The organism is Streptomyces sp. NPDC044984, assembly GCF_040646935.1.
GTDB lineage: Bacteria > Actinomycetota > Actinomycetes > Streptomycetales > Streptomycetaceae > Streptomyces.
In genome coordinates, this window is record NZ_JBEZBE010000008.1 from 187,520 (window position 1) to 211,913 (window position 24,394).

25 protein-coding genes and 3 pseudogenes are annotated in these 24,394 nt (G+C 70.3%); 15 read left to right on the top strand and 13 right to left on the bottom strand.

Annotated features, from left to right (window positions below):
- Window positions 1-80: 80 nt before the first annotated feature.
- Window positions 81-629, bottom strand: a complete 549-nt coding sequence (locus AB0A94_RS11710; RefSeq protein ID WP_361742475.1) for a GNAT family N-acetyltransferase — start codon at window positions 627-629, stop codon at window positions 81-83.
- A gap of 452 nt (window positions 630-1,081) precedes the next feature.
- Between AB0A94_RS11710 and AB0A94_RS11715 the strand changes: the two genes are divergently transcribed.
- A complete protein-coding gene (locus tag AB0A94_RS11715; RefSeq protein ID WP_361742478.1) occupies window positions 1,082-2,398 on the top strand; it encodes a hypothetical protein in 1,317 nt (438 codons plus the stop codon).
- 252 nt (window positions 2,399-2,650) lie between these two features.
- Here the strand turns inward: AB0A94_RS11715 and AB0A94_RS11720 are convergent, their stop codons facing one another.
- Both AB0A94_RS11720 and AB0A94_RS11725 read right to left on the bottom strand, forming a co-directional pair.
- The gene (locus AB0A94_RS11720) at window positions 2,651-2,869 is read right to left on the bottom strand and encodes a hypothetical protein (RefSeq protein ID WP_361742663.1); all 219 of its coding nucleotides are present in this window, start codon (window positions 2,867-2,869) and stop codon (window positions 2,651-2,653) included.
- A 115-nt stretch (window positions 2,870-2,984) separates the two neighbouring features.
- A pseudogene (locus AB0A94_RS11725) lies at window positions 2,985-3,200 on the bottom strand (transposase); the annotation flags it as partial.
- 88 nt (window positions 3,201-3,288) lie between these two features.
- Between AB0A94_RS11725 and AB0A94_RS11730 the strand changes: the two are divergent.
- Window positions 3,289-3,579 (top strand): DDE-type integrase/transposase/recombinase, encoded by a 291-nt coding sequence (locus tag AB0A94_RS11730; RefSeq protein WP_361742481.1) that lies wholly within the window; start codon window positions 3,289-3,291, stop codon window positions 3,577-3,579.
- A 359-nt stretch (window positions 3,580-3,938) separates the two neighbouring features.
- Here AB0A94_RS11730 and AB0A94_RS11735 read toward each other — a convergent pair whose 3' ends face one another.
- Window positions 3,939-5,471 (bottom strand): HD domain-containing phosphohydrolase, encoded by a 1,533-nt coding sequence (locus AB0A94_RS11735; RefSeq protein ID WP_361742484.1) that lies wholly within the window; start codon window positions 5,469-5,471, stop codon window positions 3,939-3,941.
- 300 nt (window positions 5,472-5,771) lie between these two features.
- Here AB0A94_RS11735 and AB0A94_RS11740 point away from each other — a divergent pair, with 300 nt between their 5' ends.
- Complete coding sequence (locus AB0A94_RS11740; RefSeq protein WP_361742487.1) at window positions 5,772-6,197, top strand: nuclear transport factor 2 family protein; 426 nt, start codon at window positions 5,772-5,774, stop codon at window positions 6,195-6,197.
- A 19-nt stretch (window positions 6,198-6,216) separates the two neighbouring features.
- Here the strand turns inward: AB0A94_RS11740 and AB0A94_RS11745 are convergent, their stop codons facing one another.
- On the bottom strand, window positions 6,217-7,227 hold the full coding sequence (locus AB0A94_RS11745) for an NAD(P)/FAD-dependent oxidoreductase (protein WP_361742489.1): 1,011 nt from the start codon (window positions 7,225-7,227) through the stop codon (window positions 6,217-6,219).
- Window positions 7,228-7,317: 90 nt separating this feature from the next.
- On the opposite strand from AB0A94_RS11745, the gene AB0A94_RS11750 reads away from it, so the two are divergent.
- Together AB0A94_RS11750 and AB0A94_RS11755 are read left to right on the top strand one after the other, a co-directional pair.
- Window positions 7,318-7,989 (top strand): XRE family transcriptional regulator, encoded by a 672-nt coding sequence (locus AB0A94_RS11750; RefSeq protein ID WP_361742492.1) that lies wholly within the window; start codon window positions 7,318-7,320, stop codon window positions 7,987-7,989.
- Window positions 7,990-8,088: 99 nt separating this feature from the next.
- The gene (locus tag AB0A94_RS11755) at window positions 8,089-9,054 is read left to right on the top strand and encodes an alpha/beta hydrolase (protein ID WP_361742495.1); all 966 of its coding nucleotides are present in this window, start codon (window positions 8,089-8,091) and stop codon (window positions 9,052-9,054) included.
- A gap of 28 nt (window positions 9,055-9,082) precedes the next feature.
- Here AB0A94_RS11755 and AB0A94_RS11760 read toward each other — a convergent pair whose 3' ends face one another.
- Window positions 9,083-9,787, bottom strand: a complete 705-nt coding sequence (locus AB0A94_RS11760) for a helix-turn-helix domain-containing protein (RefSeq protein WP_361742498.1) — start codon at window positions 9,785-9,787, stop codon at window positions 9,083-9,085.
- Between the two features lie 219 nt (window positions 9,788-10,006).
- Between AB0A94_RS11760 and AB0A94_RS11765 the strand changes: the two genes are divergently transcribed.
- Both AB0A94_RS11765 and AB0A94_RS11770 read left to right on the top strand, forming a co-directional pair.
- On the top strand, window positions 10,007-10,807 hold the full coding sequence (locus AB0A94_RS11765) for an SDR family NAD(P)-dependent oxidoreductase (protein WP_361742501.1): 801 nt from the start codon (window positions 10,007-10,009) through the stop codon (window positions 10,805-10,807).
- Between the two features lie 99 nt (window positions 10,808-10,906).
- Complete coding sequence (locus tag AB0A94_RS11770; protein ID WP_361742504.1) at window positions 10,907-11,362, top strand: SRPBCC family protein; 456 nt, start codon at window positions 10,907-10,909, stop codon at window positions 11,360-11,362.
- A gap of 104 nt (window positions 11,363-11,466) precedes the next feature.
- On the opposite strand, the gene AB0A94_RS11775 is transcribed toward AB0A94_RS11770, so the two are convergent.
- Window positions 11,467-11,784, bottom strand: a complete 318-nt coding sequence (locus AB0A94_RS11775; RefSeq protein WP_361742507.1) for an ABC transporter permease — start codon at window positions 11,782-11,784, stop codon at window positions 11,467-11,469.
- Window positions 11,745-11,888, bottom strand: coding sequence for a hypothetical protein (locus AB0A94_RS11780; RefSeq protein ID WP_361742509.1), 144 nt, complete (start codon window positions 11,886-11,888; stop codon window positions 11,745-11,747). Before AB0A94_RS11780 ends, AB0A94_RS11775 begins: the two co-directional genes overlap by 40 nt.
- A gap of 381 nt (window positions 11,889-12,269) precedes the next feature.
- Between AB0A94_RS11780 and AB0A94_RS11785 the strand changes: the two genes are divergently transcribed.
- Window positions 12,270-12,680 (top strand): FKBP-type peptidyl-prolyl cis-trans isomerase, encoded by a 411-nt coding sequence (locus tag AB0A94_RS11785; RefSeq protein WP_302181264.1) that lies wholly within the window; start codon window positions 12,270-12,272, stop codon window positions 12,678-12,680.
- A gap of 70 nt (window positions 12,681-12,750) precedes the next feature.
- Here AB0A94_RS11785 and AB0A94_RS11790 read toward each other — a convergent pair.
- Window positions 12,751-13,212: pseudogene (locus tag AB0A94_RS11790) on the bottom strand (nucleotidyl transferase AbiEii/AbiGii toxin family protein); the annotation flags it as partial.
- A gap of 679 nt (window positions 13,213-13,891) precedes the next feature.
- Here AB0A94_RS11790 and AB0A94_RS11795 point away from each other — a divergent pair.
- Entirely contained in the window at window positions 13,892-15,511 is a 1,620-nt protein-coding gene (locus AB0A94_RS11795; protein ID WP_361742512.1) for an endo-1,4-beta-xylanase, read from the top strand.
- Between the two features lie 249 nt (window positions 15,512-15,760).
- Here the strand turns inward: AB0A94_RS11795 and AB0A94_RS11800 are convergent, their stop codons facing one another.
- The gene (locus tag AB0A94_RS11800) at window positions 15,761-16,027 is read right to left on the bottom strand and encodes a hypothetical protein (protein ID WP_361742515.1); all 267 of its coding nucleotides are present in this window, start codon (window positions 16,025-16,027) and stop codon (window positions 15,761-15,763) included.
- Window positions 16,028-16,050: 23 nt separating this feature from the next.
- On the opposite strand from AB0A94_RS11800, the pseudogene AB0A94_RS11805 reads away from it, so the two are divergent.
- Window positions 16,051-16,197: pseudogene (locus AB0A94_RS11805) on the top strand (aldo/keto reductase); the annotation flags it as partial.
- 336 nt (window positions 16,198-16,533) lie between these two features.
- Here AB0A94_RS11805 and AB0A94_RS11810 read toward each other — a convergent pair.
- Both AB0A94_RS11810 and AB0A94_RS11815 read right to left on the bottom strand, forming a co-directional pair.
- Window positions 16,534-16,848: a hypothetical protein gene (locus AB0A94_RS11810; protein WP_361742666.1), complete on the bottom strand. Its 315-nt coding sequence runs from the start codon at window positions 16,846-16,848 to the stop codon at window positions 16,534-16,536.
- A 66-nt stretch (window positions 16,849-16,914) separates the two neighbouring features.
- Window positions 16,915-17,337 (bottom strand): hypothetical protein, encoded by a 423-nt coding sequence (locus AB0A94_RS11815; RefSeq protein ID WP_361742669.1) that lies wholly within the window; start codon window positions 17,335-17,337, stop codon window positions 16,915-16,917.
- Window positions 17,338-17,851: 514 nt separating this feature from the next.
- Between AB0A94_RS11815 and AB0A94_RS11820 the strand changes: the two genes are divergently transcribed.
- Together AB0A94_RS11820 and AB0A94_RS11825 are read left to right on the top strand one after the other, a co-directional pair.
- Window positions 17,852-18,151 (top strand): hypothetical protein, encoded by a 300-nt coding sequence (locus AB0A94_RS11820; RefSeq protein ID WP_361742518.1) that lies wholly within the window; start codon window positions 17,852-17,854, stop codon window positions 18,149-18,151.
- A gap of 39 nt (window positions 18,152-18,190) precedes the next feature.
- A complete protein-coding gene (locus tag AB0A94_RS11825) occupies window positions 18,191-19,207 on the top strand; it encodes an MBL fold metallo-hydrolase (RefSeq protein ID WP_361742521.1) in 1,017 nt (338 codons plus the stop codon).
- 311 nt (window positions 19,208-19,518) lie between these two features.
- Here the strand turns inward: AB0A94_RS11825 and AB0A94_RS11830 are convergent, their stop codons facing one another.
- On the bottom strand, window positions 19,519-20,403 hold the full coding sequence (locus tag AB0A94_RS11830) for a fructosamine kinase family protein (RefSeq protein WP_361742523.1): 885 nt from the start codon (window positions 20,401-20,403) through the stop codon (window positions 19,519-19,521).
- A gap of 762 nt (window positions 20,404-21,165) precedes the next feature.
- Here AB0A94_RS11830 and AB0A94_RS11835 point away from each other — a divergent pair.
- The 3 genes from AB0A94_RS11835 to AB0A94_RS11845 are packed head-to-tail and all read left to right on the top strand — an operon-like array spanning window position 21,166 to window position 24,381.
- The gene (locus AB0A94_RS11835; RefSeq protein WP_361742526.1) at window positions 21,166-22,455 is read left to right on the top strand and encodes an extracellular solute-binding protein; all 1,290 of its coding nucleotides are present in this window, start codon (window positions 21,166-21,168) and stop codon (window positions 22,453-22,455) included.
- Window positions 22,456-22,465: 10 nt separating this feature from the next.
- Window positions 22,466-23,488, top strand: coding sequence for a sugar ABC transporter permease (locus AB0A94_RS11840; protein ID WP_361742529.1), 1,023 nt, complete (start codon window positions 22,466-22,468; stop codon window positions 23,486-23,488).
- A complete protein-coding gene (locus AB0A94_RS11845) occupies window positions 23,488-24,381 on the top strand; it encodes a carbohydrate ABC transporter permease (RefSeq protein ID WP_361742532.1) in 894 nt (297 codons plus the stop codon). The genes AB0A94_RS11840 and AB0A94_RS11845 overlap by 1 nt, the downstream gene beginning before the upstream one ends.
- Window positions 24,382-24,394: the final 13 nt, after the last annotated feature.

The following is a 24,394-nucleotide window of genomic DNA, read 5'->3' on the forward strand; positions in this document are numbered from 1 at the left end:
GGAGGCCCGGCCCGGCTGCTGACCGTCACGGTCGCGCCGGGCTCCGGGGCCACTCCGTCCGTGTGCCGTCTGCTGTCCGCTCAGGGGCAGGGCATGCTCATGTAGAGCGCCTGCTCGCCTTCGGAGGGGGTGCCGTCATAGAGGGCGGTGTCCAGCCCGCAGAAGGCGAAGCCCATCCGCCGGTACGCGTGAATCGCGGGTGCGTTGATGTTGGTGACCTCCAGCCAGAGGTGTCCGGCGCCCTGCTCGCGGGCGAACTCCACCGCGACCCCCATCAGCGCCCGGCCGACGCCCCGTCCCCGGTGCTCCGGGGCGATCTCGATGTCCTCCACGGTCAGCCGGCGGTTCCACCCGGAGTACGAGACGGTGACGAACCCGGCCAGGTCGCCGGCGGCTCCGTGGGCGACGAAGGTATGGGAGTCCGCGTCGTCGCCGTCGTACTCGTCCTCGGGAAACACCTTGGTCAGGGGCGGGTCCACCTTGACCTCCCGCAAGGCGAACCCGTCGTCGGCGACGGTCACCTGGAAGACCGTGCCGGTGGTGAAAGAGCCGTCCAGGGCCTCGATGGCCTCGGCGTCCTCGGGGACGGCGGTGCGGTACCGGTAAGCGGTGTTGTCAACGGTGGTCACGGCACGACGTTAAGGCCGCTCGGACCACGACAGGACGGCTTTGGACGTCGTTTCTTTTGGCGCTTCACAGGTCGAGCTATGCAGGGATACTGCTGTGGTGCTGTTGACGTGTTAGGTGGGGGAACGGAAGAGGATCAGGCAACGCCAGGGTCGTCGACGTCCACACCCGACCAGCCGCAGGCCGGCGTCGGCTTCACGCGCGACCAGGCCGCGCCGGGCAACGAGGCGTTCCAGCGGCACACCGTGCGGGACGTCACACCGACGTGTAGGCGGCGGACATCCGCCACGTGCCCGCCCACCGCGGCACGCTGCGCGCATCCTTGCCACGAGGGGTGAGCGTGAGCGTGCCGGCTGCCCCGGGCCTGCCGTGCGAGTCCCCCGCCGCTGCCCCGGGTCGTCGTCCTGCGGGACCACCGCACCCGATGCCGGCCCGGCATGCCAACATCGTCCGCATGACCGACAGCTACCCACACGACAGCCATGAAGACGCCGTCCACACGGTGGCCGAACTGCTGGAAGCCGACTTCGGAGACTGGGAGTTGGCCTCAGTGCAGGAATGGGCGGCTGCCCGCCCCGGCTGGGAGTGCGGCGGGGCAGGCGACGGCCGGGTGACGCTCGTCTCGGGCCGTGCGGGTATCTCGTTGGCCCTTGAGGCGGGCAAGCTCGGCTTCGAGTCCACCCGGTACACCACCGGCCAGGTCCACCTGCTGACCCACGCCTACCGGTCCCGGCCGGGAGGCGCCGCCGGCGACCGGATAGCCGGGCTGGCTCGTGCCCTCGCCGCGGTTGGGAACCCGGTGCGCTACGAAGACTGCGGCGGCGCCCCCGGTCTGCGCTGGCGCGGCGAGCGCCACACCCTGATCTTCCAGAGCAGCCGACGTGCCAGCTGGCTGGCCCTGCATCCCGTCCCGCCCCGCCACGCCGACGCCGCGGACACGGCCGAGTCACTGCACGACACCGGCAAGCCCGGCGAGCGAGCACGGGTGCTGTCCTACGAGCCGGGAGCCACCCTCGCCCAGCGCAGGACCGCCTTCGGCGACCTCTTCGACGCCGTCGTCGGCCGCATCGGCAGCCCCACCCTGTTCGGCGGCTCCGCCGAAGGGCCGAACATCCGCTGGCGCAACGAGCGGCGACTGCTGATCCTCAGCGGCGACCGCCACGGAGCCCTGCTCGAGGTGCACGACACCGGGGAACTGGAAGAAGAGGAACACCGCGCCTTCAAGTGGGGCGGGTCGTGGAGTGCCGACGAGCCGTCGGACTTCCATTCTCTGCCCTACCTGTGGCAGCTCGACCGCGGCGGTTCCGGCTGGGGGCCCGACGTATACCCCGGCGGTCGGCTGGCCCTGGGTCCGGACCACCTCCAGGACGCTCTCGGGCTGATGCTCCACTCGTTCGTGGAACACCTCCCCGCCCAGGTCGGCGAGAACTGGGCCGGCTTCGTGATCACCCACCGCGGCCGGGACACCGTGCAGATCGCCTTCGAGCCGGACAGCGGTCTGCGGCTCTTTCGTTACGACCGTGCCGAGCACGACTCCGCCGAAAAGACCGCGGCGATGCACGAGATCGGCTGGCAGCAACGCGAACGCTGGCGGTGGGCGGCCGTGTTCCCTCAGGACGGCGAGGACTCCGCGGCACGGGCCGCCCGCCTCATCGTCACCCAACTGCGGTCGGACGGCGTGAACAACCCGGGCGAGGAGTGCGCCCTGCGCGACGTCACGTGCAACGACATGGGCACCTTCGACCTCTACGGGACGGGCATCGGCCGCTGAAGGCGGCAGGCGCCACTGCCGAGGCCGGGAGGGCAGGGCTGGGCGGTCCGAGGCCCAGGGGCGACGGAGCAGGGCCGTGGTGCCGGTACTCGGCCACCGCCTCTCCCCCTTCTCCGCTCCGTGTTCTACGGATGGGCCGCTTCGTCCAGGGGGCCGGGCGCTGCGGTGGCAGTTCCATGCCGACGTGAACACGAGCATCCGGACCGGGACTTGACGCCCCCTGAGCGGGGGCAGGCCGGGGGCCCGCCCTTCTCAGCGCCGGCGACGACTGGCGAGTACCGCGAGAGTGAGCATGCCCGTCACCACGGGTAGTCCGGCCAGCAGGGTGACGGGGTGAAGCACCGTATCGGCGTACGGGTTCGGCTCGGGGTCGAGGCGTGTCGGGATCTCGCCCATGGCCAGCGCGGTGAAGAAGATCACGACCCCTAGGAAGAAGCCCAGCAGCCCCACGAGAACGGTCATCTGCAGCATCGAGGCGAGTCCCTGCCACCTTCGGCCGTCCGTCCCACCCGTCTCGCCCTCGGCCCAGCGGACTTCGCGGACGGGTCTCCAGTACCTCCCGTACACGAAGAACAAGGTGACGCAGCCGCTTGAGCTCGTCCCGCTCGACCGAGGTCAGCTCGCCGGGCCGGCCCTGGCCGCGGTCGGCCTCCGCCTGCTTCACCCAGCCCCGCAGACCCTCAGCACTCACGCCGAGATCCCGGGCGACCTCGGTCACCGTCTTGTCGGAGGCCAGCGCCAACTCGACGGCATCACGCTTGAACTCCTCCGTGTACTGCTTGCTGCGGTTGCTCTTGCTCAACCTGAACTACTTCCCCTGAGACCCATCCGTCCCAGTGTTCACGTGTTCAGGTCAACGGGGGAGCTTCACCTCCCGCCCCGCCGAGGTCGTGGTCCGCTGGGTTCCCGGCCGTTGGGAGGGCGATCTCGTGAGGGGCACCCGGCCCTCGGCCGTCGCCGCGCTCGTCGAGCGCACCAGCCGCTACACGGCCATCGTTGCGCTGCCGGACGGCATCAGGGCTGAACAGGTCACCCCGCACCTCACCAGGAGTCTCCTCAGTATCCCGCCGCAGCTGCGGCGGACGCTCACCGGGGACCGGGGCCGGGAGACGGCCAAGCACCAGGCCATCACCGCCGAGACCGGAATGCCGGTCCACCTCTGCAAGCCGCGCGACCCGTGACAGCGCGGCACCGACGAGAACACCAACCGGCTGCTGAGGCAGTACCTGTCCAAGGGCACGGACCTCCGCACGTTCGGCCAGGCCGACCTGGACGCCATCGCCCACGAGCTCAACCATCGTCCGCGTAAGACCCACAGCTACCGCACTCCGGCAGAGGATTACTCCGACCTTCTGAACAGCAGTGATGCATGACCGCTCGAACTCGTCTTGCGGTTCGTCATATCTCATGACCACGGCCAGGTGCGTCCGGGGCGATTGATCCCGCATGCCGCATGGGACGTGCGCTCCGGTCCTCGAAGGGAAAAGGCCGTCACCTCCGCTCGGACGACAGCCGCGGCGTCCGCCGTACGGGGCGGCGTTCAGGGCAGGAGTTGCTGCTCCATGGCGAAAACTGCCACTCCGGCCCGGGTCCGCCGCCCGGTCTTGTCGTAGATGTGCCCGAGGTGATGGCCCACGGTGCGGCTCGAAATGGATAGTTCGGCACCTATCTGCTGGTTGGTCAGCCCCCGGGCGGCCAGTCGCAGCACTTCGATCTCCCGCGCCGTGAGCCCCGCCGGACGGCGGGGCCGGGGCGGCCGTCCGCCCGCTGCCTGGATCACCAGGTCGCAGGCGGCGCGGTCCAGGGTGCCCGAGTCCGCCTCGCGCGTCAGGCGTCCGACGGCTTCGTCGACGCTGAGGGCCTCCCGGTGTGCGCGCGGTTCGGTCAGTGCGGCGAACACGTCGGCGGCGGCGAGGACGAGGGCCGCCACAGGGAGGCGGGCCCCCGCGTCACCACGGTGGTAGCCACTGCCGTCGAGGCGCTCATGGTGTGCGGCCGCGATCGGTGCCAGCGGAACGAGAGCGGGCACGCGTTCCAGCACTCGCTGGGTCCAGTACGTGTGCATCCTCACCCGCTCCGTCTCGGCGGTGCTCAACGGCCCGGGACGGTCCCACACATCGGCAGAGATCCCGGCCCGCCCGAGGTCGTGCAGCAGGGCCGCGCAGCGCAGCCGCGTCACCTCATCGGCAGCCAGGCCGGCCAGCCGACCGGCGCTCACCGCCAGACGCGCGACGTGTTCGCTGTGTCCGATCAGCCACTTGCTCTTGAGGTCCACGAACCTGCCGAGAACCGCGCACAGGTCGGGGACCTTCTCTGCGGACACCGTGATGTACGGCGGTGGTTCGCAGGCCACCACCGATGCGAGTGCGTCGGGCTCACGGAGCGGAGCGAACACCCTCACCGCGTCGGCCGCGAACGCATGCGCCAGATCAGGATCGAGATGGCCGCCGGCCCGACCGGCCACCTCCGAGACGGCGGCCGGCTCACCGCCTCGCGCATGGGCCAGGACGGCCTGTTCGGCCACGTGGACGACACGAGCGGCGAAAGAGAGACGCCCGCCCGTGATGCCGAGGGGGATTCCCCGCCCGTCCCACCGCTCGTACACGTCGTCCAGCGCCGCGAGGGTCTCCGGCCGCAGACCGAGACCCGCACCGAGTGCCCGGCCGGCCTCGCAACCGTTGCGCATGGCCTCCGCACCGACCGTGGGCAGCACCTCGGTCAGCGTGTCCGTCAGCCGCCGCCCCTCCTCGTGCGTCCAGCCCCCGGTCCGGACCAACTGCTCGGCCAGGGGGACGTCGCCGCCCGGATCGAGGTGCTTCATCGCACTCTGGAACGCCACCTCGTCGCCGAAGACCGCTGCGAGCTCGGGGGCGAACGACGTACAGCCGACCGAACGCAGCAACGCCGTCTCGTAGACCACCCGGCACGTCTCCCGGTCGACGGCGAGGACGTCGCGGGCGAACACGGTGGCGACCACACAGGTCCGCAGCCCTTTCTCGAAGGACATCCCCGCGGCCAAGTCCGTCGTCAGGGACAGCGCTGCCAGCACTTCGGCCAACCGAACCTCTTCCACCACCACAGGGTAACCACCCCGCCCTGGTGCCTCGGACGTATGCGCGCTCCGCCCCTCGCACGCGGGACGCGCAGCGGAAACCGTGAGGTGAGGGAAGCGAACACTCCCTGGGACACGAGCCGATCAGCGACATAGGTCGATCAGCCGATGTCCGCCGGCCGGTCCGCGAGGAGTATCTGCGGAGGCGGAGCGCGAGCCCGGCCGTCGCGCTCGGAACCACGTTCCGAGCGCGGCCTGACGGCGGGCTGTCACGCGTGGCAAGCCGCCCATCGCCAACAGCACGGAGCACGGAGGTTTTACATGATCACGCAGCAGCACCAGCACCAGCACGACGAGCACGCAACCGCGGGGAGCGCAGTGGTGGAGGCGTTGTACGGCTCCCTCGCCCAGGGTGACGTCACCGCGCTGCTCGCCGGACTCGACGAGCGGATCGAATGGGTCGTTCCGCCGGGTCTGCACTACGGAGGCACGTACCGGGGACGTGAGGAGGTCCTGAAGAACGTGTTCTCCCGTTTCGCCACCGAGTGGCAGGACTTCACCGTCACTCCCGAGGAGATCGTGGACGCCGACGGCCTCGTCGTCGCACTCGGCCACTACAGCGGCACGGGTCTGGCGTCCGGGAAGCCGATGAAGACACGCTTCGTGCACGTGTGGCGACTGCGGGACGGCGTCCCCGTGCACTTCGAGACCGTCCTCGACACCCACACCATGGTCGTCGCCATGTGAACCGGCTCTCCCGTCCGCGTCACACTCCGGGCGGCACCGCGGCGGCCACGGCACGCCGGGTGTCCTCGGTGATGAGGTCGAGGTTCAGAGCGGCCGCCGCCTTCAGTCCGGCGGCCGCCGAGCCGATGACGGTTTCTGTGAGGCTGGTGATGTTGCCGGCCGCGTACACGCCGGCCACGCTCGTCGCTCCCTGCGGGTCCGTCACCACGTAGCTGCCCGCGACCTGTCCGAAGAGCCGCAGTTCCGCGGTCTCCAGGTCCAGGCCGGCGAGTCCGTCGAGCCGGGCGGTGAAGCGCGGGGCGACCACCAGGTGGCGTACGGCCGACCGGCGCCCGTCGGCCAGTACGACGCCGTCGAGCCCGTCCGCGCCGACGTCGAGATGCGCCACCCGCCCCTCCACCACCCGCACGTCCCGCGCGGCGAGCCGGGCGCGCGCCGGGTCGTCGAGTCGCGGCCCGGTGTGGGTGAACAGGGTGATGTCGTCGCTCCACTGGCTCCACAGCAGCGCCTGCTCCACGCCGACCGGGCCGGTGGCCAGCACTCCGATCGCCCGGTCCCGCACCTCCCAGCCGTGGCAGTACGGGCAGTGGAGCACCTCTCGCGCCCAACGCTCGGCGACCCCCGGGACGTCGGGGAGTTCGTCCACCAGGCCGGTGGCCAGGAGCAGGCGGCGCGCCCGTACGACGGTGCCGTCGTCGAGTGCGACCTCGAAGTTCCCGTCCGCGGCGCGCTGCGCGGCGACGACCGATGCCTCGGCCGTGCGCGTCCCGAAACGGGTGACCTCCCGCCGGGCGAGGGCGAGGAAGTCGGCGGGAGCGATGCCCTCGTGGCCGAGGTAGTTGTGCATGCTGTGCGCGGGTGCGTTGCGCTGCCGTCCGGCGTCGATCAGCAGGACGGTGCGGCGAGCACGTCCGAGGGTGAGCGCCGCGTTCAGACCGGCCGCGCCGCCACCGACCACGACGGCGTCGTGGACCTGGCCGCCGTGTCCGTCGGCCGATCGTGACTCGGTGCTGCGGGTGTGTGTGGTCATGGTGTTCCCTTCTCCGGTCTTCCGGCGGTGATCGTGCACCCGGCCGCCGGCGGCACCCAAGGCGTCTTGCCGGTTTGGCAAGATGCGGGTGTGAACCACGATGACCTGCAGGAAGTACTGCGCGCGGTCGGAGGACGGCTGCGGACACTGCGGCAGCAGCGGCACGCGACACTGGACGACATCAGCGAGCGCAGCGGCATCTCCCCGAGCACGCTGTCGCGGCTGGAGTCCGGACAGCGCAAGTACACCCTCGATCTGCTGCTGCCGCTCGCCGCCGCCTACGGCCTGCCGCTCGACGAACTCGTCGGCGCGCCGCCGACCGGCGACCCGCGCGTCCACCTGCGCCCCGTCGCCGTACCCGGTCAGGATCAGACGGTCCTCCCCCTGGTCCGTCACTACGGCGGTCCCCACGCCCACAAGCACGTGCTGCCGACGGGGGCGACGACCGCCTCGGGCCAGGGCCTGCACACCCATCAGGGCCACAGCTGGATCTACGTCCTGCACGGACGGCTGCGCATCACCGCCGGCACCCGGCAGGTGGTCCTGGCGGCCGGGGAGGCAGCGGAGTTCGACACCCGGCTGCCCCATGCGTTGGGCAACGCGGGTGACCGGCCCGTCGAGTTCCTCAGTCTCTTCGGCCCCCAGGGCGAACGGATGCGCGTCGTCACGTCGTGGGAGTCGTGGAAGTCGTGGGAGTCGTCGGAGGAGATGCCCGGCGGCCGGGCGCCGGACAGCGTCGACAACCCCGGAGTGCGAGGGTGACAGCACGTCTTGCCAGGTCGGCAAGGTGGCTTGGCCGTGCCGTGCGCGACCACACATGATCCCGCTGCCCGGCACACCGACCGAACCCGTGGAGCACCCATGCCCGGCACACCGCCGCCCGTCGACCCGGAACTCGCCGCAGCGGTCGACCTCGACGCCCTGCGCATCACCCTTACCCACGAGGTCATCAAGAAGGTCCGGGCGGCATCCGCGCACACGCCGGACCTGGACGAGCTGCGGCGCGACGGTGTCTTCACCGTCGAGGAGCACCTCGCCCGTCCGGCCGACGACGCCGCCGGCCTACCCCTGCTGCTGTGCCGACCCACCGGGGTCGTGGGACGGCTCCCCGTCCTGTACTACCTGCACGGCGGCGGCATGGTCATGGGCCACGCCCGGCAGAACCTGGACTACGTCCTCGGGTGGGCGGAGGAACTCCGGGCGGCCGTGGTGTCGGTCGAGTACCGCCTGGCCCCGGAACACCCCTACCCCGCGGCGCTCGACGACGGCATGGCCGGCATCGATTGGATCGCCGCACACGCGGCGGAGCTGGGGATCGATCCCCGACGTGTTCTCGTCGTCGGGTTCAGTGGGGGCGGCGCCCTGGCCGCCGGCCTGACGCTGCGCCTGCGGGACGGGACGGGACTGCGCCCGGTGGGACAGATGCTGGTCTGCCCCATGCTCGACGACCGCAACGACACGCTCTCCGCCGTCCAGCTCGCGGAACGCGGCGGGTGGAACCGCGCCACGAACGAGGCCGCCTGGACCCATGTGCTCGGCGCGCGCCGGGGCACTTCTGACGTGCCCGCGTACGCCGCGCCCGCCCGCGCCGAGGATCTGTCCGGGCTGCCGCCGACGTACCTCGAAGCCGGTTCCGCCGAGACGTTCCGGGACGAGGTGGTCGCCTACGCCTCGGGGATCTGGGCGGCCGGCGGTGACGCCGAGCTGCATGTGTTCCCCGGCGGTTTCCACGGGTTCGACTTCCTCGTCCCCGAGGCCGCCGTGTCCCGCGACGCCCGGGACGCCCGGCTCAAGTGGCTGCGCCGGACCCTGATGGCCCTGTCCTAGGAGGACGCTCTCCGGCGGCAGGAGCGGGTCACCGGGCCGGGACCGGGCCGGGTGGCGGAGGGCTGCCGAAGACGCTGCGGATCCAGACTTCGGCGAGGGCGGCCACCCGCTGTTCGTCGGAGACGCGCGGCTCCATGCCGAGGAGGGCCGCGTAGAGGTTGCGCTCGCTCATCCAGACCAGCGTGGTGGCGAGCGTGGCCGCGTCGACGCCGGCCGGGGCCCGTCCGTTCGCACGCTCCTGCTCGATCCACGCGGTGGCGGGCCGGACGAACAGGTCGAGCAGATCGGTGTAGACCGCGCGCAGCTCGGCGTCGGAGGCCATGGCGTCGGACGCGGCGAGGACCACGGCGGCATGCTCGCGCCACAGGGCCAGGATCTCGGTGTAGTTGCCGGCGAAGGTCCGCTGGGGCGTGGGGTCCGCGTCCATGGTGGTGAAGCCGCGCAGGGCGATCTCCAGCTTGTCGTGCATGACGCGTTCCAGCAGCGCGGCCAGCAGGGAGTGCTTGGTGTCGAAGTAGAAGTAGAAGGTCGGCCGCGAGATGCCGGCCCTGGCGGCCAGCTCACCGACGGAGATGTCCGCGAAGGGCTTCTCGGCGATCAGCGCCTCGGCGGCGGTGAGCAGCGCTTCCAGACGACGGTCGCCCCGGCTGGCGGGACGCGTCCAGCTACGGGCCGGGGACTCGGCCCGGTCGTGGGTCGCGCTGATGTCGCTGTCGGGGCGTCGTGCCGCCACGCGGTGTTCCTTTCGTCTGCCGCTCGGACCGTTCCGGCCGTTCGGACCGTTCGGACGGTTCAGACCGCTTCGGCGTGGACGTGATCCATCGTATCGGCCACCTGCATTCAACAGGTGTTGGTTTAAGCTGACACTTGTTGGCGACAGGCGACTGGTCGGCGCCGCATCCCGGGCGGGTGTGGTGCGACGCGGTCGCGCCCCCTCCCGAAAGGCACTCGCATGGCAACCGTCCTGATCACCGGAGCCTCCGACGGACTCGGCCGCGCGCTGGCCGAGGACCTCGCCGCGGACGGACACCGTCTGCTGTTGCACGGCAGGAACCCGGTGCGGCTGGCGCGGGTCGCCGCCACGACCGGCGGGGAGGTCTTCACCGCCGACCTCTCCTCACTGGCCGCGGTGAAGCGCCTCGCGGCGGAGGTCACCGCCCGCCACAGCCGGCTCGACGTCCTCGTGAACAACGCCGGTGTGGGCTTCGAGGCCGGCGCCACCGTCCGCGACACCTCGGCCGACGGCTACGAGCTGCGGCTGGCCGTCAACTACCTGGCCCCGGTCCTCCTCACCCGCGAGCTGCTCCCCCTGCTGCGCCGGGCGGCACCCGCCCGTGTCGTCAACGTGGCCTCCGTCGGGCAGCAGTTGTTCGACTTCGACGATCCGCAGCATGAGCGCGACTTCACCCAGGCCGACGCCTACTGCCGCTCCAAACTGGCGCTGATCAGCCACACGGCGGACCTCGCCGCACGGCTGGCCGGGACCGGTGTCACGGTCAACGCCGTCCACCCGGCGACGTTCATGGCGACGACGATGACCAAGGCGTCCGGCCTGCCCGCGCAGGAGCCGCTGGAGAAGGGCGTCGCGGCCACCCGCCGCCTCGTGGACCACCCCGCTCTCGACACGGTGACCGGAGCCTACTTCCACAGCGAGGAGCAGACCCTTCCCTCGGAGCCCCAGGCACTCGACGCCGAGTACGTCGCCCGTCTGTCCGCGCTCACCAGTCGGCTGATCGACGACGTGACCGTCTGACGCGGGGCGCGCCCTCCCACTCCGCACCACTGCCCCACACCGCCCAACCCCCGCCTCACTCCACCCCATCGACAGTCGTCACGCACCAGGAGCACTCTCATGGCACACACCTTCACCAGCGCCGTCGTCCCCGCCACCGCGGACACCGTCTGGCAGACCGTCCGTCCCTTCGGCGGACTCGACGTCTGGCACCCGGCCGTCGAGTCCAGCGTCCTGGAGGAAGGCGGACCGACCACGGTCGGTTCCCTGCGACGGCTGCGGTTCGCGGACGGCGTCACCGTGGTGACCGAGCGCCTGACCGCCCTCGACGACACCGCCCGCACCTTCTCCTACGAACTGGTCGAGCATCCCTTCCCGGTACGCCGCAGCGTCTCGACCCTTCGCGTCACCCCCGTCACCGACACCGACGAGGCGCTCGTCGAGTGGTGGGCCGACTCCGTGGAGGACGCGGCGGACTCCGCCGGCGCCCGGGCTCTCGTGAGGGAGCTGTACGGCAGCGGCCTGTCCGCTCTGCAGCGGCGCTTCGCCCCGGTGCGGGACACCGTCACCGGCTGACCCCCGGCCCGCCGACGTTCCCCACCGCTCGCACCGCTCGCGGATGCGCGTCACCGGCATGGCCCGGACGGCCCGCCGGTGACGCGCATCCGTCATCCGTCGTCTCACTCCTTCGTCCCGATGGCGTCCACCGGACCGGCACGGAGCATCAGCCGGGTGGGCGGCATCGCACCCGCCACCGCCAGCAGCGCCGTCGACCCGACGATCGCGAGCCAGCCCGGCACCGGCACCGTCGGCCACGGTTCGCCGGCCAGCGCCAGCGCGACCAGGGCCGGCGGCGGGACCGGCAGCAGGGTGCCCAGGACGCCTCCGACGGCCGCCACCGTGAAGCTCTCCCTCCGTACCGTTCCCCGCACCTGCGAACGGCTGCTGCCGGTCAGCCTCAGCAGTGCGAACTCGCGGCGGCGGCTCGCGGTGTCCATCGCCTGGTGTTGACGACGGTGAGAGCGGTGCAGGCGATGATGACGCCGACCACCACGTAGTCGACCCAGGCCGTCGCCCGCTGTTCCGCCACCTGCGGGGGCAAGGCCCGATCACTTCTCAAAGACCCTGGCTCGGCGGGCAGCCGGAGATGCCCCTGCGGCACGGCTTGGCCGAGGTCATCTCGTCGTTCAGGGACCTGCGGGCGGCGGCGCGACTCGACGCAGTCGACTGAGCGGCGCGCGTCGGCCCGGGCCCTCTGTGCCGCTTCCCGTCCGGGCGGCTGCCGTGCAACCCGAGCCACCGCGTCCCGCCCGAGTGTGCGGGGGCTCGTGCGCCGGCGGTGCGGCGGACCGCCGTGCGCGGCCACTGATCCGGTGCGCTCCGGAAACCGGCATGCGCGTTAGCGTGATCCTCTGCCGCATGGAGTGTCCATGGGCCGGGTCGGCCCGCACGAGGGTCTGCGACGGAGAGTGACGGAACTGCGATGAGTGAACTGACGAAGCCAGAGGTCGACGTCCCGGAGGGTGCTGCGCCTGCCGAGCTGACCGTCCGGGACCTGGTCGTCGGGGACGGGGCCGAGGTGAAGCCGGGCACGGTGGTCAGGGTCCACTACGTCGGGGTGACCTTCGAGACGGGGAAGGAGTTCGACTCCTCCTGGGACCGTGACCAGCCGTTCAAGTTCGCCCTGGGCAGCGGCAGGGTCATCAAGGGCTGGGACCGGGGGTTGAGGGGGATGAAGGTCGGCGGTCGGCGTGAGATCGTCGTTCCCCCGCGTCTCGGCTACGGCAACCAGTCGCCCTCGCCGTTGATCCCGGCGGGCTCGACCCTGGTCTTCGTGGTGGACCTGCTCGACTCGTACTCCGCCGGCACAGGCGGCTGGAGCAACGCCCGCTGACCCGGACCGTTCCTGTTTCCGCGCCCTCGCCCCAGGCGTTCTCGTCGTGGATCCGCGCACCCAGATCCTCCGCCCACTCCAGTGCCCACGCCTTGAGTTCGTCGATCTGCCGGGAGGTGAGCCCGTACGCGGTGTAGTCCTCGTCCTCGTACCGGTCCGCGCCGACGAGCCGGTCCCGGAGGCCTTCGAGGCCGAACTCGTCGTGGGCACGACGACGGCCCAGGGATTCGAGGTCGGCGGTGGAGCGGTGGCGGGAGGCGGCCTGGACGTCGATGAGGTCGCGGACAGTGCCGCGGTCGGCGAGGACACGGACCTTGGTGCCGATCACGTCGTCGGGGGGAAAGAACGGGGCCGTAGGGGGTCTGGGCGGGCGGAGCCCAGAACGCCTCCTGGAGGACGTCGACCTCGCACTCCTCGCCGTGTCCGGATCGGTGACGAGGAACCGGCCGCTGAGCGGATCGGTCTGGACGTGTGTGGTCCGCCATCCGCGCGCGCTGAGCCCTGCGGTGAGTGAGGCGACGATCTCCTGCATCGGAGCGGGGTTCTCGGTGGCGACGTCGAGGTCGCGGCTGAAGCGTTCGACCAGGCCGTGCGCCTGCACGGCGTGTCCGCCGGTGATGACCGGAGGATAGGGGGAGCCGAGGTCGAGGATGTCGGCGAGGAGACGCTCGTGGAGCGGAATGAGCCTCACGCTGCGGTCGTGTCGGCCCGAGCGGTACGGAGCAGCTCGGGGAAGGCGTCCTCCCAGACCTCGCGGATGCAGGGACTGACCAAGCGACGATCACCCCCGCAGTGATCATGATGCTGACTGGCAGGAGTCCGTCACTCCCGGACCGCACCAACCCCACCTCCAGCCCTACGAGCTGCGGAATCAGGATGAAACGATCCCCTTGCCGACCGTACCGACCGCTCTCCGGCCGTCGTTCCCGAACGGTCCTCGGCCGACGGTCCCTCACTCGCACCTGAAACAATGGCGATCAGTCACAGCGGGGCGGCGCGATCGGTTGCGCACCGTGCTTGCCGCGGCTGGGGACGACGGTGCTCGGTGACGGTGTGGCTGAGGGCGGCGATGCCGTCGGAAGACGGGCTGAGGATACGGAGTGCTGCTGTTCATGCGGTTTCGAAAGAGCGCTGTCATCGCGGTTGTGTGTGCCTTGGTCGCTGGTGTCTCGGGGGACCGTGCCGGCACCTCCGCGCCCGCGGGAGGAGCTGTGGAGGACCTCCTGAACGGCAGGGACTGGGCTCACTTCGCCGGCGGGAAGCCCACGCGCACAGGGGTACGGATCACACCCCTCGACCGGCGCATCACACGCCAGGACGGTACCGGCGGACAGCCGAACCCACCGGTGAACCTGCGCGGTCCCCACATGGTGTTCCGAGGGGATGTCCGGATCGAAGCCGGCCTGCGGCGCAGGGACGACACGGGTGCCTACCTGCATCTGTACGGTGAGACGCCGGTCATCTACGACGAATGGCGCTACGAACGGCGCGGCGTGCGCATCGGCGTGGCCGGCGGGAGGCTCCGGATCGACCGCTGGGACGGGGACTCCGACAGACCTGCGATGACCCGGACCTTCGGGAGCGGCCTGGGGCTCGAAGTCCGCCTCGCCGTCGAAGTCCGCGCAGACAGGCTCGTGCTGGAGGCCGACGGCAGGGTCGTGGGAACCGTTCCCGCGCGGGACGTCTTCGGCAGTGGCCGCATCTGGTTCGGCGCGGACGCGGGAGCCCGCGGGAAGGGCTGGACCCTCAGCGATCTCCACGCGCGGTCACTGGGACGAGGCCGGATGTCCGTCGTGGACGCGCCCGGCCTGCGAGTGCCCCGGTCCAGCGATGCGATGCGTGATCTGGCGGCGGTTCTCCCACGCCCGATCCGCATGGGAACCGCCCTGGCCGCGGGCCCCTTGCTGACCGACAGCGCCTACCGCCGGACGGCGGGTGAGGAGTTCTCCATGCTGACGCCGGAGAACGACTTCAAGCCGCAGTTCGTCCAGCCTCGACGCGGTGTGTTCGCGTTCGCGGAAGGCGATACCTTGGTGGACTTCGCCGAGGCCAACAGGATGAAGGTGCACGGCCACACCCTCGTCTGGTTCGAAGCCCTGCCCGCATGGATGCGCGCCGAGATGACGCACGAGCAACGCAGGCGCGTCATGGTGGAGCACATACGCGCGGTAGCGGGCCACTTCCGGGGGAAGGTGGCGGAATGGGACGTGGTGAACGAGCCCATGTCCGACGAGGACGATGACTACTCCAACGGCAACCGGGGCGTGCGGCCACAGTTGTGGTTCGAAGCGATGGGTGAGCAGTACATCGACATCGCCTTCCATGCTGCCCGCGAGGCCGACCCGCACGCGGTGCTGTACCTCAACGAGTACGGGGTGGAGGAGGACGGTCCACGCTGGGATGCCCTCTACGCGTTGCTGATCCGGTTGAAGGAGCGGGGCGTTCCGATCGATGGCGTCGGTTTCCAGGACCACGAATACGCCGTCGGCGACCGTACCGACCCCGAGGTCTTCCGACGCAAGGTCCGGGCTTTGGCCGGGCTCGGCCTGAAGGCCCGGGTCTCGGAGGCGGACGTCCTCGTCGACGAGGACGAAGAGGACATCCAGGCCCGCCAGTTGGCGGGGAAACTCGCAGTCTGCGGTGAAGAACCCAACTGCACCTCGTTCTCGACCTGGGGTTTCACCGACAAGTACGGCTCCACGGCTGACCTGCGACACTATCCCCCGAGTCCGGGAAACGCCCTCCCCTGGGACGCGACGTACGAGGCGAAACCCGCCTACTGGGCACTGCGTGACGTCCTGGACGAGGCTCGCCGCTCAGGTGCTGGATAGGTACGGCGAACACCGCGAACGACCAGTGGGATCGTTTCATCCTGATTCCGCAGCTCGCGAGGCTGGTGTGGTCCGGGAGTGACGGACTCCTGCCGGTCAGCATCATGATCACTGCGGGGGTGATCGTCGGTCACCTCTGCACCGGTGTTCGCGAGGACGAGGTGGGCCCGCAGGAGGGTGGTCGCGTGGCGGGCGTTCGTGCGGACCTCGGTCAGGATGCGCCAGGACGTGAGGTGGGCGAACCCGTGCTCACCGGCGGCGCGTTCGCGGCTGATCAGCCGGTTCGCTTCCTTCTCGGCATCGGTGAGTTGGTGGTTCCCGGGGGGTCTTGCGGCCGGTGATGATCACGGGGTCGTCGTCGGGCTGGTCGTCCAGGCCGACGAAGCCGAGGTCGGCCAGGGCGCCGAGGCCGGCCTCGCGGAGACGCGCGGTGATCCTGTCGTGGCGGGCGGCGGTGATCTCGCTGGACCGGCCGGGCCGGGCGGAGGAGATCCAGATCAGGTTGCACCAAGGCACAGGGGCCGGCCGACAAGGTGCTCGAACGGGCCGCCCTCCTGCGGGACGGCTGCGAGGATCTCGTACGGGAAGGGCTGATCCGCGCGTACGCATGGAGCACTGACGCCCCGGGGCGCGCGGCCCTCTTCGCCGCGGGCCCGCACTGCGCGGCCGTGCAGCACCGCTGCAACGCCCGCGCCCTGGAGATGCTCTTCGCGCAGCAGAACGGCGTCCTCGACGGCGGCGACCGTTCGGGGCGACCTGAGGACCGCGTGGGCCAGCAGTCTCAGCGGCTCGGGTTCCGAGGCGAAGAACTCGGCGGGCGTGAGGAGCGTACGACCGTGCCGTCGCGGCGCCTGCTCGGGCATGTCGATGTCACCGTCCCAGGGAATCTCCGCAGACCAGCGCGAGCGCCACTCGGCGAGGTCCCGTGCGGGATCACTGGTGCGCGGCTGATGCCGTCTCCACCACCACAGGGCCATCTCCTCCCATGCGGCGGCGTTCCACGACCAGACGGCCGGCTCACCTCAGGTCGCCAGCCGCGAGCGGAGCGCTCGGGCCGCACCCGTCAGGTCGTGGCGGTGCCCGCCCGGAATCAGACGCTCGAGCAGGCGGACAGTCTCCGCCACGGAGCGGGCGCGCGCCTCGTCCGTGGCCACCCTGGCCACGGTGACCGCCGCGGCCAGGCGCCGCTCACCCAGATCGGCCGGCAGCAGCTCGTACAGATCCGGACCGGCGGTCTCGAGCACGTCGGCGAAGTCCTGGATCCTGCTTTCGATCCACTCCTCACGCGCCTGCCGGAACCCCACCACCGAGGGGCCGTCCGCGCGGCTGTCCATCATGTGTCCCCCTCCTCAAATCCTCACCCGTATACGAGGGATCATCTTAGGAAGACGCGCCGTGAGCATTCACAACCCGGCGCGCCGTCGTTGGGCATCGCACCGTCGGACCGGCAGCACCCCGGCCGGGCGGCCGTGCTCCCGGGCGCATGCGGTCAGGGCGAACACCCCGTGCCCGGTGACTTCCCCGTCCGCTCCGAGAGAGCCGAGATCGACCGACAGCCGGGCGGCGATGTCGACGGCGTAGCAGGTGTCGGAGATGGCGAGTTCTTCCTTCACCCGGCGTTGTCCGGCCCGGAACGCTTCGCTGCCCGAGGGGTCTGCGCCGTCGAAGGCATCGTCGGGGAAACCGTTCTGATACGGCAGTAGGTATCCGGTCTCGGCCGGGTGGCCCGGTTGCCGGGCGCCGACCTCGCCTGCGAGGTCGGCGCCGGTGAGTGCGTTGAGGAAGACCCCGTGCCGCGGGCGGCAGTCGGGCCATGGGTCGAACATTCCGAGCTCAAAGTCAGCGATCAGACACCCGCCTCTGCGTAGCTGGTGGGTGGTCGGCGGCGAGGACTCGGCTGCGACACACGCTGACCGTTTACTGACCGAAGGTGAGCCAGCAAGGCCCTGAACTGCACAAATACCCAAACGCTAGATTTTGAACTGAACAGAGTGCGCAGCACTTCGGACTCCTGAAAGACGGCTCCCTGCCTGCGCTTCCGCACGAACCAAGCTGTTGTGACGCCACCGACCAGGCGTCCGTTCGGACAGCCGTCCCGGAATGCGCGGAGACTGATGCTGATCGGATGCCGACTTTCCTGACGACACATCGGGCGCGTGTGGGACGCATGATGACTCGCTCGCCCACGGCGACTGACGCAATATCGGATCCGCCACCGAGGAGCCGCATTCACTATCGGCCTCGCCATGGGATCCCAAGTGGTCACACGTCCATGCTCCCGCACATCAGGGTTGTCGCCCCGCACCGGCGACGACCGCCAAGCGATCAAGGAGCATGGCTGTGACCGTTCCGGGCACCCCGCCGATCCGCTCGGTGAACCACGCCGCCCAACTGCCTGGCTCGGTCCTCCGTCACGGCATCGAGGGCGTCACCGTGGAGTCGGACGAGAAGCTGCGGCCGGTGGTCGACCGCGGCGAGCGCAACCCGATGATCCCGCGCGACCGCGGCCTGCTCGCGCTTGGCCCGGTCCTGCCCGCCGGATCCGCCATGGGCGACCTCCTCCTCGAAGAACGCCGGACTGGCCCTCTCGGCGACACCGCGACCGATCGACAGGACGAACGAGTCACCGTCACTGCCTGAAGCATCCCCCCACCCATTCGCCCGCAAGGAGCCGCACTCATGAGCGAGCCCACGACCGATACGACCCGCCCGGCACTCTCCGCAGGCCACGGGACCCTCACACGCCGCCGCTTCTGGCAGCTCGGCGCCGCCGCGGCGCTCACCGCCGGCGCGACGCCCCTGCTTCCGGGGCGCGCCGCAGCCGCGACCGCACAGGACTACTTCGACACGGCTGCCGAACTGGCCGGTGACAACCCGATCCTCACCAGCCTCATCAGCGCGCTCACCGCGGGCTTCCGCGTTCCGCGGCCCACTGCTCCCGCGCCCCTGAAGATCTTTGACGACGTCGCGGTGCTCAGCGCCGGCTGGGTGTCCGCCACGGCGATCCTCACCTCGGGCGGGATCATCCTCATCGACGCCCTGAACAATCCGACGGAGGCCCAGCGGTACATCGTCTCGGGTTTGCGCGCCCCGGGGGCCGACCCGTCGACGATCAAGTACGTCGTCGTCACCCACGGCCACGGCGACCACTTCGGCGGCGCCCAGTACCTCGCCGACACCTACGGCGCCCGCGTCATGATGGCCCCGGCCGACTGGAACACCCTCGCCGCCAGCCGGCCGGCCAACGCACCCACCCGCGACCTGGACATCACCGACGGCCAGAGCCTGACCCTGGGCGGGACCACCGTCCGGCTCCACCACACGCCGGGCCACACCCGCGGCAGCGTCTCACCGATCTTCCCCGTCCGCTGGCAGGGCGGCGCGCACACCGCAATGCTGTGGGGCGGCACCAACCCGCCCACCCCCACCGCGGACAAGCAGACCTACCTCAACTCGGTCCTTGGCTTCGCCTCCAAGATGAGCCAGGCCGGAGTCGACGTCGAACTGAGAAACCACGCGTTCTGCGACTACGGCCTGGAACGCATGGCACAGCTGCGCAGGACGCCGAACACCACTGCCAACCCGTTCGTCGTGGGCACCTCCGGCGCACAGCTCAGGACTCGCACCGAGCCGTTGCCGACCTTGCTGACGCACCGCCGTCGTCCGGCTCGTCGGGGCGGACCCGGCCCAGCATGAAACGAGTGGACCGAGGCCCGCCGCTTCATGGGCCACGATCTCCTCGCCACAGCCCGGCCCCACCCGATCGAGTCGGAAACCTACTGCACCGCCCTGCCCGCCGAACGCACCGCACAGCCTCGGGACCTGCCGGCTGCACCGCGTCCTCTCCTCGAGCAGCGGTAGCGGGCGCGCCGGTGACGTCGGCGGGGCCTGCCCGGCCGAGGCCGAGTGCGACGGGGTGATCAGTGTGCCCACCGGCACGAGGCGGGCGAGGAGGCCCGCGCGGTCGGCGCCGAGCCGGCGCGGTGCGTCGTACTTCTCGCGGGAGCTCAGGGCCGCTGCCGGAAGGGGGCGAGCGTGGCGCGCACGAGGTCGGCGGCGCCCCAGTCGGGGTCGAACTGGGCGATCACGGCCAGGTGTTGACGTAGTTGGAGGATCGGCATCCGTTCGCGCCAGTCGCGGTCGAGTCCGGTCAGCTCGGCGTACAGCTCGAAGAACACGTGCGCCTCGGGCGGCGGCGCCGTCGTCCACAGGTGGGCCAGGTCGACCTCGGCCCACGTGTACGACACGGCAGGGTCGATCAGCGCGGGCCGCCCGTCGGGGGCGGCCATGACGTTCAGTGCCCACAGATCGCCGTGCGTCAGGCACGCGGGCCTGACCGGAAGCAGCTCGGGCAGCCGGTCGCACAGCCGCTCCAGCGCCGCCCGGTCCGCGGCGTCGAGCGCCTCCCGGACACGTCGCTCGTCGAGCCAGCGCAGCAGACGGTGCCGGGCGAAGAACTCGAACCCGTCGTCGGCCCAGGTATTGACCTGTCGGCGACGGCCCAGCCAGTTGTCCCGGTGCCAGCCGAATCGGGGGTACCGCGTGGTGGTGTGCAGGTGGGCGAGCGCATGTGCGAGCTGTTCCCAGAAGGCCTCGGTGTCCGGCCGGGGCCGCAGCACGGACAGCACGAGCAGGTCGCGGTCCGTGAGGACGACCTCGGGCGTGGCGATGCCGCCCGCCTCGCGCAACACGGTGAGGCCTTCGGCCTCCGCGGCGAAGACGTCGTCCGACGGCGGCTCGCCGAACGCCTTGACGAACACCGACGTGCCGTCGACGCGGCGCGCGAGCCCCGCGGTCGCGGCGAGGCCTCCGGTGGCCGGCTCGATCGCGACGACGTCGGTCAGGTCGGCCGCGTGGAGGCGTTCGAGCAGGAAGGACCTCGCCTCGGTCACGGGTGTGCTCCTCACTGTCGGTCCCGCATCATGACATCAGGGGTGAGCCTGCGACGGCTCGTTCATCGGGCCTGGTGGGTCCGGACCCTCGACGCCGCCCTGCCGAACGCCTGCCTCGCCGCGGGTGACGGTGCCGCGAGCGGACGAGGGACCGGAACGCACGGGGCCCCCGTGCCGCCGGGGAAGGGCTCGACGCCTCGACGCACAGGCGTATGAGCCTCGTTGATCCTCCATCCTGCCGCACCCGGCCTGTCGCACTCCATGGTCGGGTGGGTCACGATGCCAGATCGGTACGACCTCGCCCTCGGCCACGACGCGGGGCCCGATGCCACTCTTCCGGGCGGCGCGGCCGAACCGCTCCACGACGTCGGGCTGTCCGACGCTGGCGGAAGGGTTGCCGAACAGTTCGCGGTGGATGACACAGGCCGCTGTGGCGCCAGGAGCCGCCGCGTCCTCCACCGCCCGCTCGGGTGTCAGGGTGACGGGCACGTTGGCCTCGTCACCCTCGAACCCGGCGACGGTTCCGTCGACGGGCAGGAACGCCACGTCGGACGGGCCATGGCCGCGGGCGATCCCACCGCACCCGTTCGTGATCACCGACAACTGCCACTACGTCAGTAACGATTGCACAACTTGCGAAAACTGTTGGTTGCCTCGCATTCATTTTCGGCGGTACACCTTGCTCCTGCTTCGCGGATGGCCCATTAGTTTGCGCAAACTATCAGTAGTCGGATCACTGACGACAGATCAGGGAGTTCCACGATGACGAGGAAGACCCGCCGCGCGACGGCTGCCGCGACCGGCGTGTGCATCGCACTCGCCGCTGCCGGCTGCGCCGGCGGTGACGACGGCAGCGGTTCGTCCGGCGGCCGGGGCACGGTGACCCTCTGGACGAACGCGATGGAAGGGCGCGGTGTGCAGTTCTGGAAGGACGCCGCGAAGGCGTACCACGAGCTGCATCCGGACGTCACGATCAAGATCCAGTCGGTCCAGAACGAGGACCTCGACGGCAAGTTGCAGAACGCGCTCAACTCGAACTCCGCGCCCGACATCTTCCTGCAGCGCGGTGGCGGCAAGATGCAGGCCATGGTCGACGCCGGCCAGATCCGGGCACTGGAACTGACCGACACCGACAGGGCGAACGTGGGCGACGCGGCCCTCGAGGGCGTCTCGATCGACGGCAAGGTCTACGCGATGCCGCTCGACACGCAGCCCGAGGGCATCTACTACAGCAAGGACCTGTTCGAGAAGGCCGGCATCGCCTCGCCGCCGACGACGATGGACGAGCTCGAGGACGCCGTCGCGAAGCTGAAGGCGATCAAGGTCGCGCCGATCGCGGTCGGCGCCAAGGACGCCTGGCCGGCCGCCCACTGGTACTACAACTTCGCCCTGCGCGAGTGCGGCCAGGAGACCATGCAGGAGGCCGCCAAGTCGCTCACGTTCGACGACCCGTGCTGGACCGAGGCCGGTGAGGACCTCGCCGGACTCCTGGAGACCGAACCCTTCCAGAAGGGTTTCCTGACGGCGACGTCGCAGCAGGGCGCCGGGTCCTCGGCGGGCATGATCGCCAACCACAAGGCGGCCATGGAGCTCATGGGCAACTGGAATCCCGGTGTGATCGCCGATCTGACCCCGGACAAGAAGCCGCTCCCCGACCTGGGCTGGTTCCCCTTCCCCGCCGTTCCCGGCGGCAAGGGCGACCCGTCCGCCATCATGGGCGGCGCCGGCGGATACTCGCTCTCCAAGAACGCGCCGGACGAGGCCCTGGGCTTCCTCCAGTTCGTCGTGACCAAGGAGCAGCAGGAGGCCTACGCCGAGGACTTCGACACCATTCCGGTGAACAAGCAGGCCCAGGGGGTCGTCACCGAGCCCTACAACATCTCGGCACTGCAGGCCTTCAACAAGGCCGCCTACTCGATGCAGTTCCTCGACACCGTGTACGGCCAGAACGTCGGCAACGCCATGAACATCGCCGTCGTGAACCTGATGGCCGGCAAGGGCTCCGCCGCCGACATCGTCAAGGACGTCAAGGCTGCCGCCGAGAAGGGCTGAGCAAGCAGACATGAGCGACACCCTGGGCACCGACACGGCCGACGGCCGCCGGCCGCAGGGCACGCCCGGAGCCGGGGACGCGGCCACGTCCGTGCCCCCGGCTCCGCCGCGAGCGGCTGCGCACCGCCGAGGCCGTGCCAGGACGCGACTGGAGATCGCGGTCCTGTCCGCACCGGCGGTCATCACGTTCCTGGCATTCGTGATCTTCCCGGTCGCGCTCGCCGCGTACTACGGTTTCTACCAGTGGAAAGGCTACGGAGAGCCCACCGACTGGGTCGGCCTGAACAACTACGAGCTGATCCTCACCGACCCCGCCTTCCACGACGTCCTGTGGCACAACGGCCTCATCCTGGTGCTCTCACTGGTCATCCAGGGTCCGCTGGCGATCGTCCTCGCGCTCCTGCTCAACCAGAGGATCCGCGGCCGCTCGGTCATCCGCGTCCTGGTCTTCGTGCCCTACATCATCTCCGAGATCATCGTCGGCACCGGCTGGAGCCTGATGCTCCAGAGCGACGGAGCCGTCAACGACCTGCTGCACCGGATCGGCCTGAGCTCCCTGGAGGCCGACTGGATCGCCGACCCGGACCTGGCGATCTGGACGCTGATGGCCATCATCACGTGGAAGTACATCGGCTTCGCGGTGATTCTGATGCTCGCCGGCCTGCAGTCGATCCCGGACGAGATCTTCGAGGCCGCGCAGATCGACGGCGCCTCCTACTGGCAGATCCAGCGCCGCATCACGCTGCCACTGCTGGGGCCGACGATCCGCATCTGGGCCTTCCTGTCGATCATCGGCTCGCTGCAGTTGTTCGACCTCGTCTACATCATCTGGGGCCAGTACGTCTCGGGCACCGCGGGCACCTCGACCATGGCGATCTACATGCTCGCCCAGGGCCGCAACGCGGGCAACTACGGCTACGGCAGCGCCGTCGCGGTCGTGATGTTCGTGATCTCGCTCGTCGTCGCGCTGATCTACCAGCGCTTCGTCCTGCGCCGCGACCTCAGGGGCGCCGTCACCGAAGGGACCGTGTGATGAGCGCGACGACCACCGCCTCCCGGATGTCCCCCGTGCCGGAGCCGAAGGCACCCGCCGGCCGCCGCGACAAGCCGCAGAAGTGGGGCAGCCCCGTCACCTACTTCGTCGCGCTGCTCTTCGTCGGCGTCTGCGTCGCGCCGGTGCTCCACATCGTGCTCGGCGGGTTCCGCACCAACGCGCAGATCACCACGGAACCGGCCGCCCTGCCGCGCCCCTGGGTCGTCGGCAACTACCTCGACATCCTGAAGTCGACGGTGTTCTGGGGCGAGTTCGCCAACTCCCTCATCGTCGCGATCACCAGCACCGTCGGCATCGTCGCCCTCGGTCTGATGGTGAGCTTCGTGATCGCACGCTACGACTTCAAGCTCAAGGGGGCGATGTACTCGCTGTTCGCCGCGGGCCTGATGTTCCCGATGGTCATCGCGATCACTCCGCTGTACCTCGTCGTCAAGGACCTCGGCCTCGTCGACAACCTGCTCGGCGTGATCGTCCCGCAGATCGCCTTCGGCCTGCCGACGACCGTCATCATCCTCGTGCCGTTCCTCAGGGCTATCCCGAACGAGATCGAGGAGGCCGCCGCGATCGACGGCATGAGCCGGCTCGGGTTCTTCTTCCGCATGGTGGTCCCGCTGTCGCTGCCCGGTGTGGTCACCGTCGGCATCCTCGGATTCGTCGGCAGCTGGAACAACTACCTCCTGCCCCTGTACGTCCTCAACTCGCAGGCGAACTACACCCTGCCGCTCGGCGTCCAGGTGTTCTCCTCGCAGTACTCCACGGACACCGCGAAGGTGCTCGCCTTCACCTCACTCGCCATGCTGCCCGCACTGGTCTTCTTCTCGGTCTTCGAGAAGCGCATCGTCGGCGGCCTCACCGGTGCCGTGAAGGGCTGACACCGGTACCAGG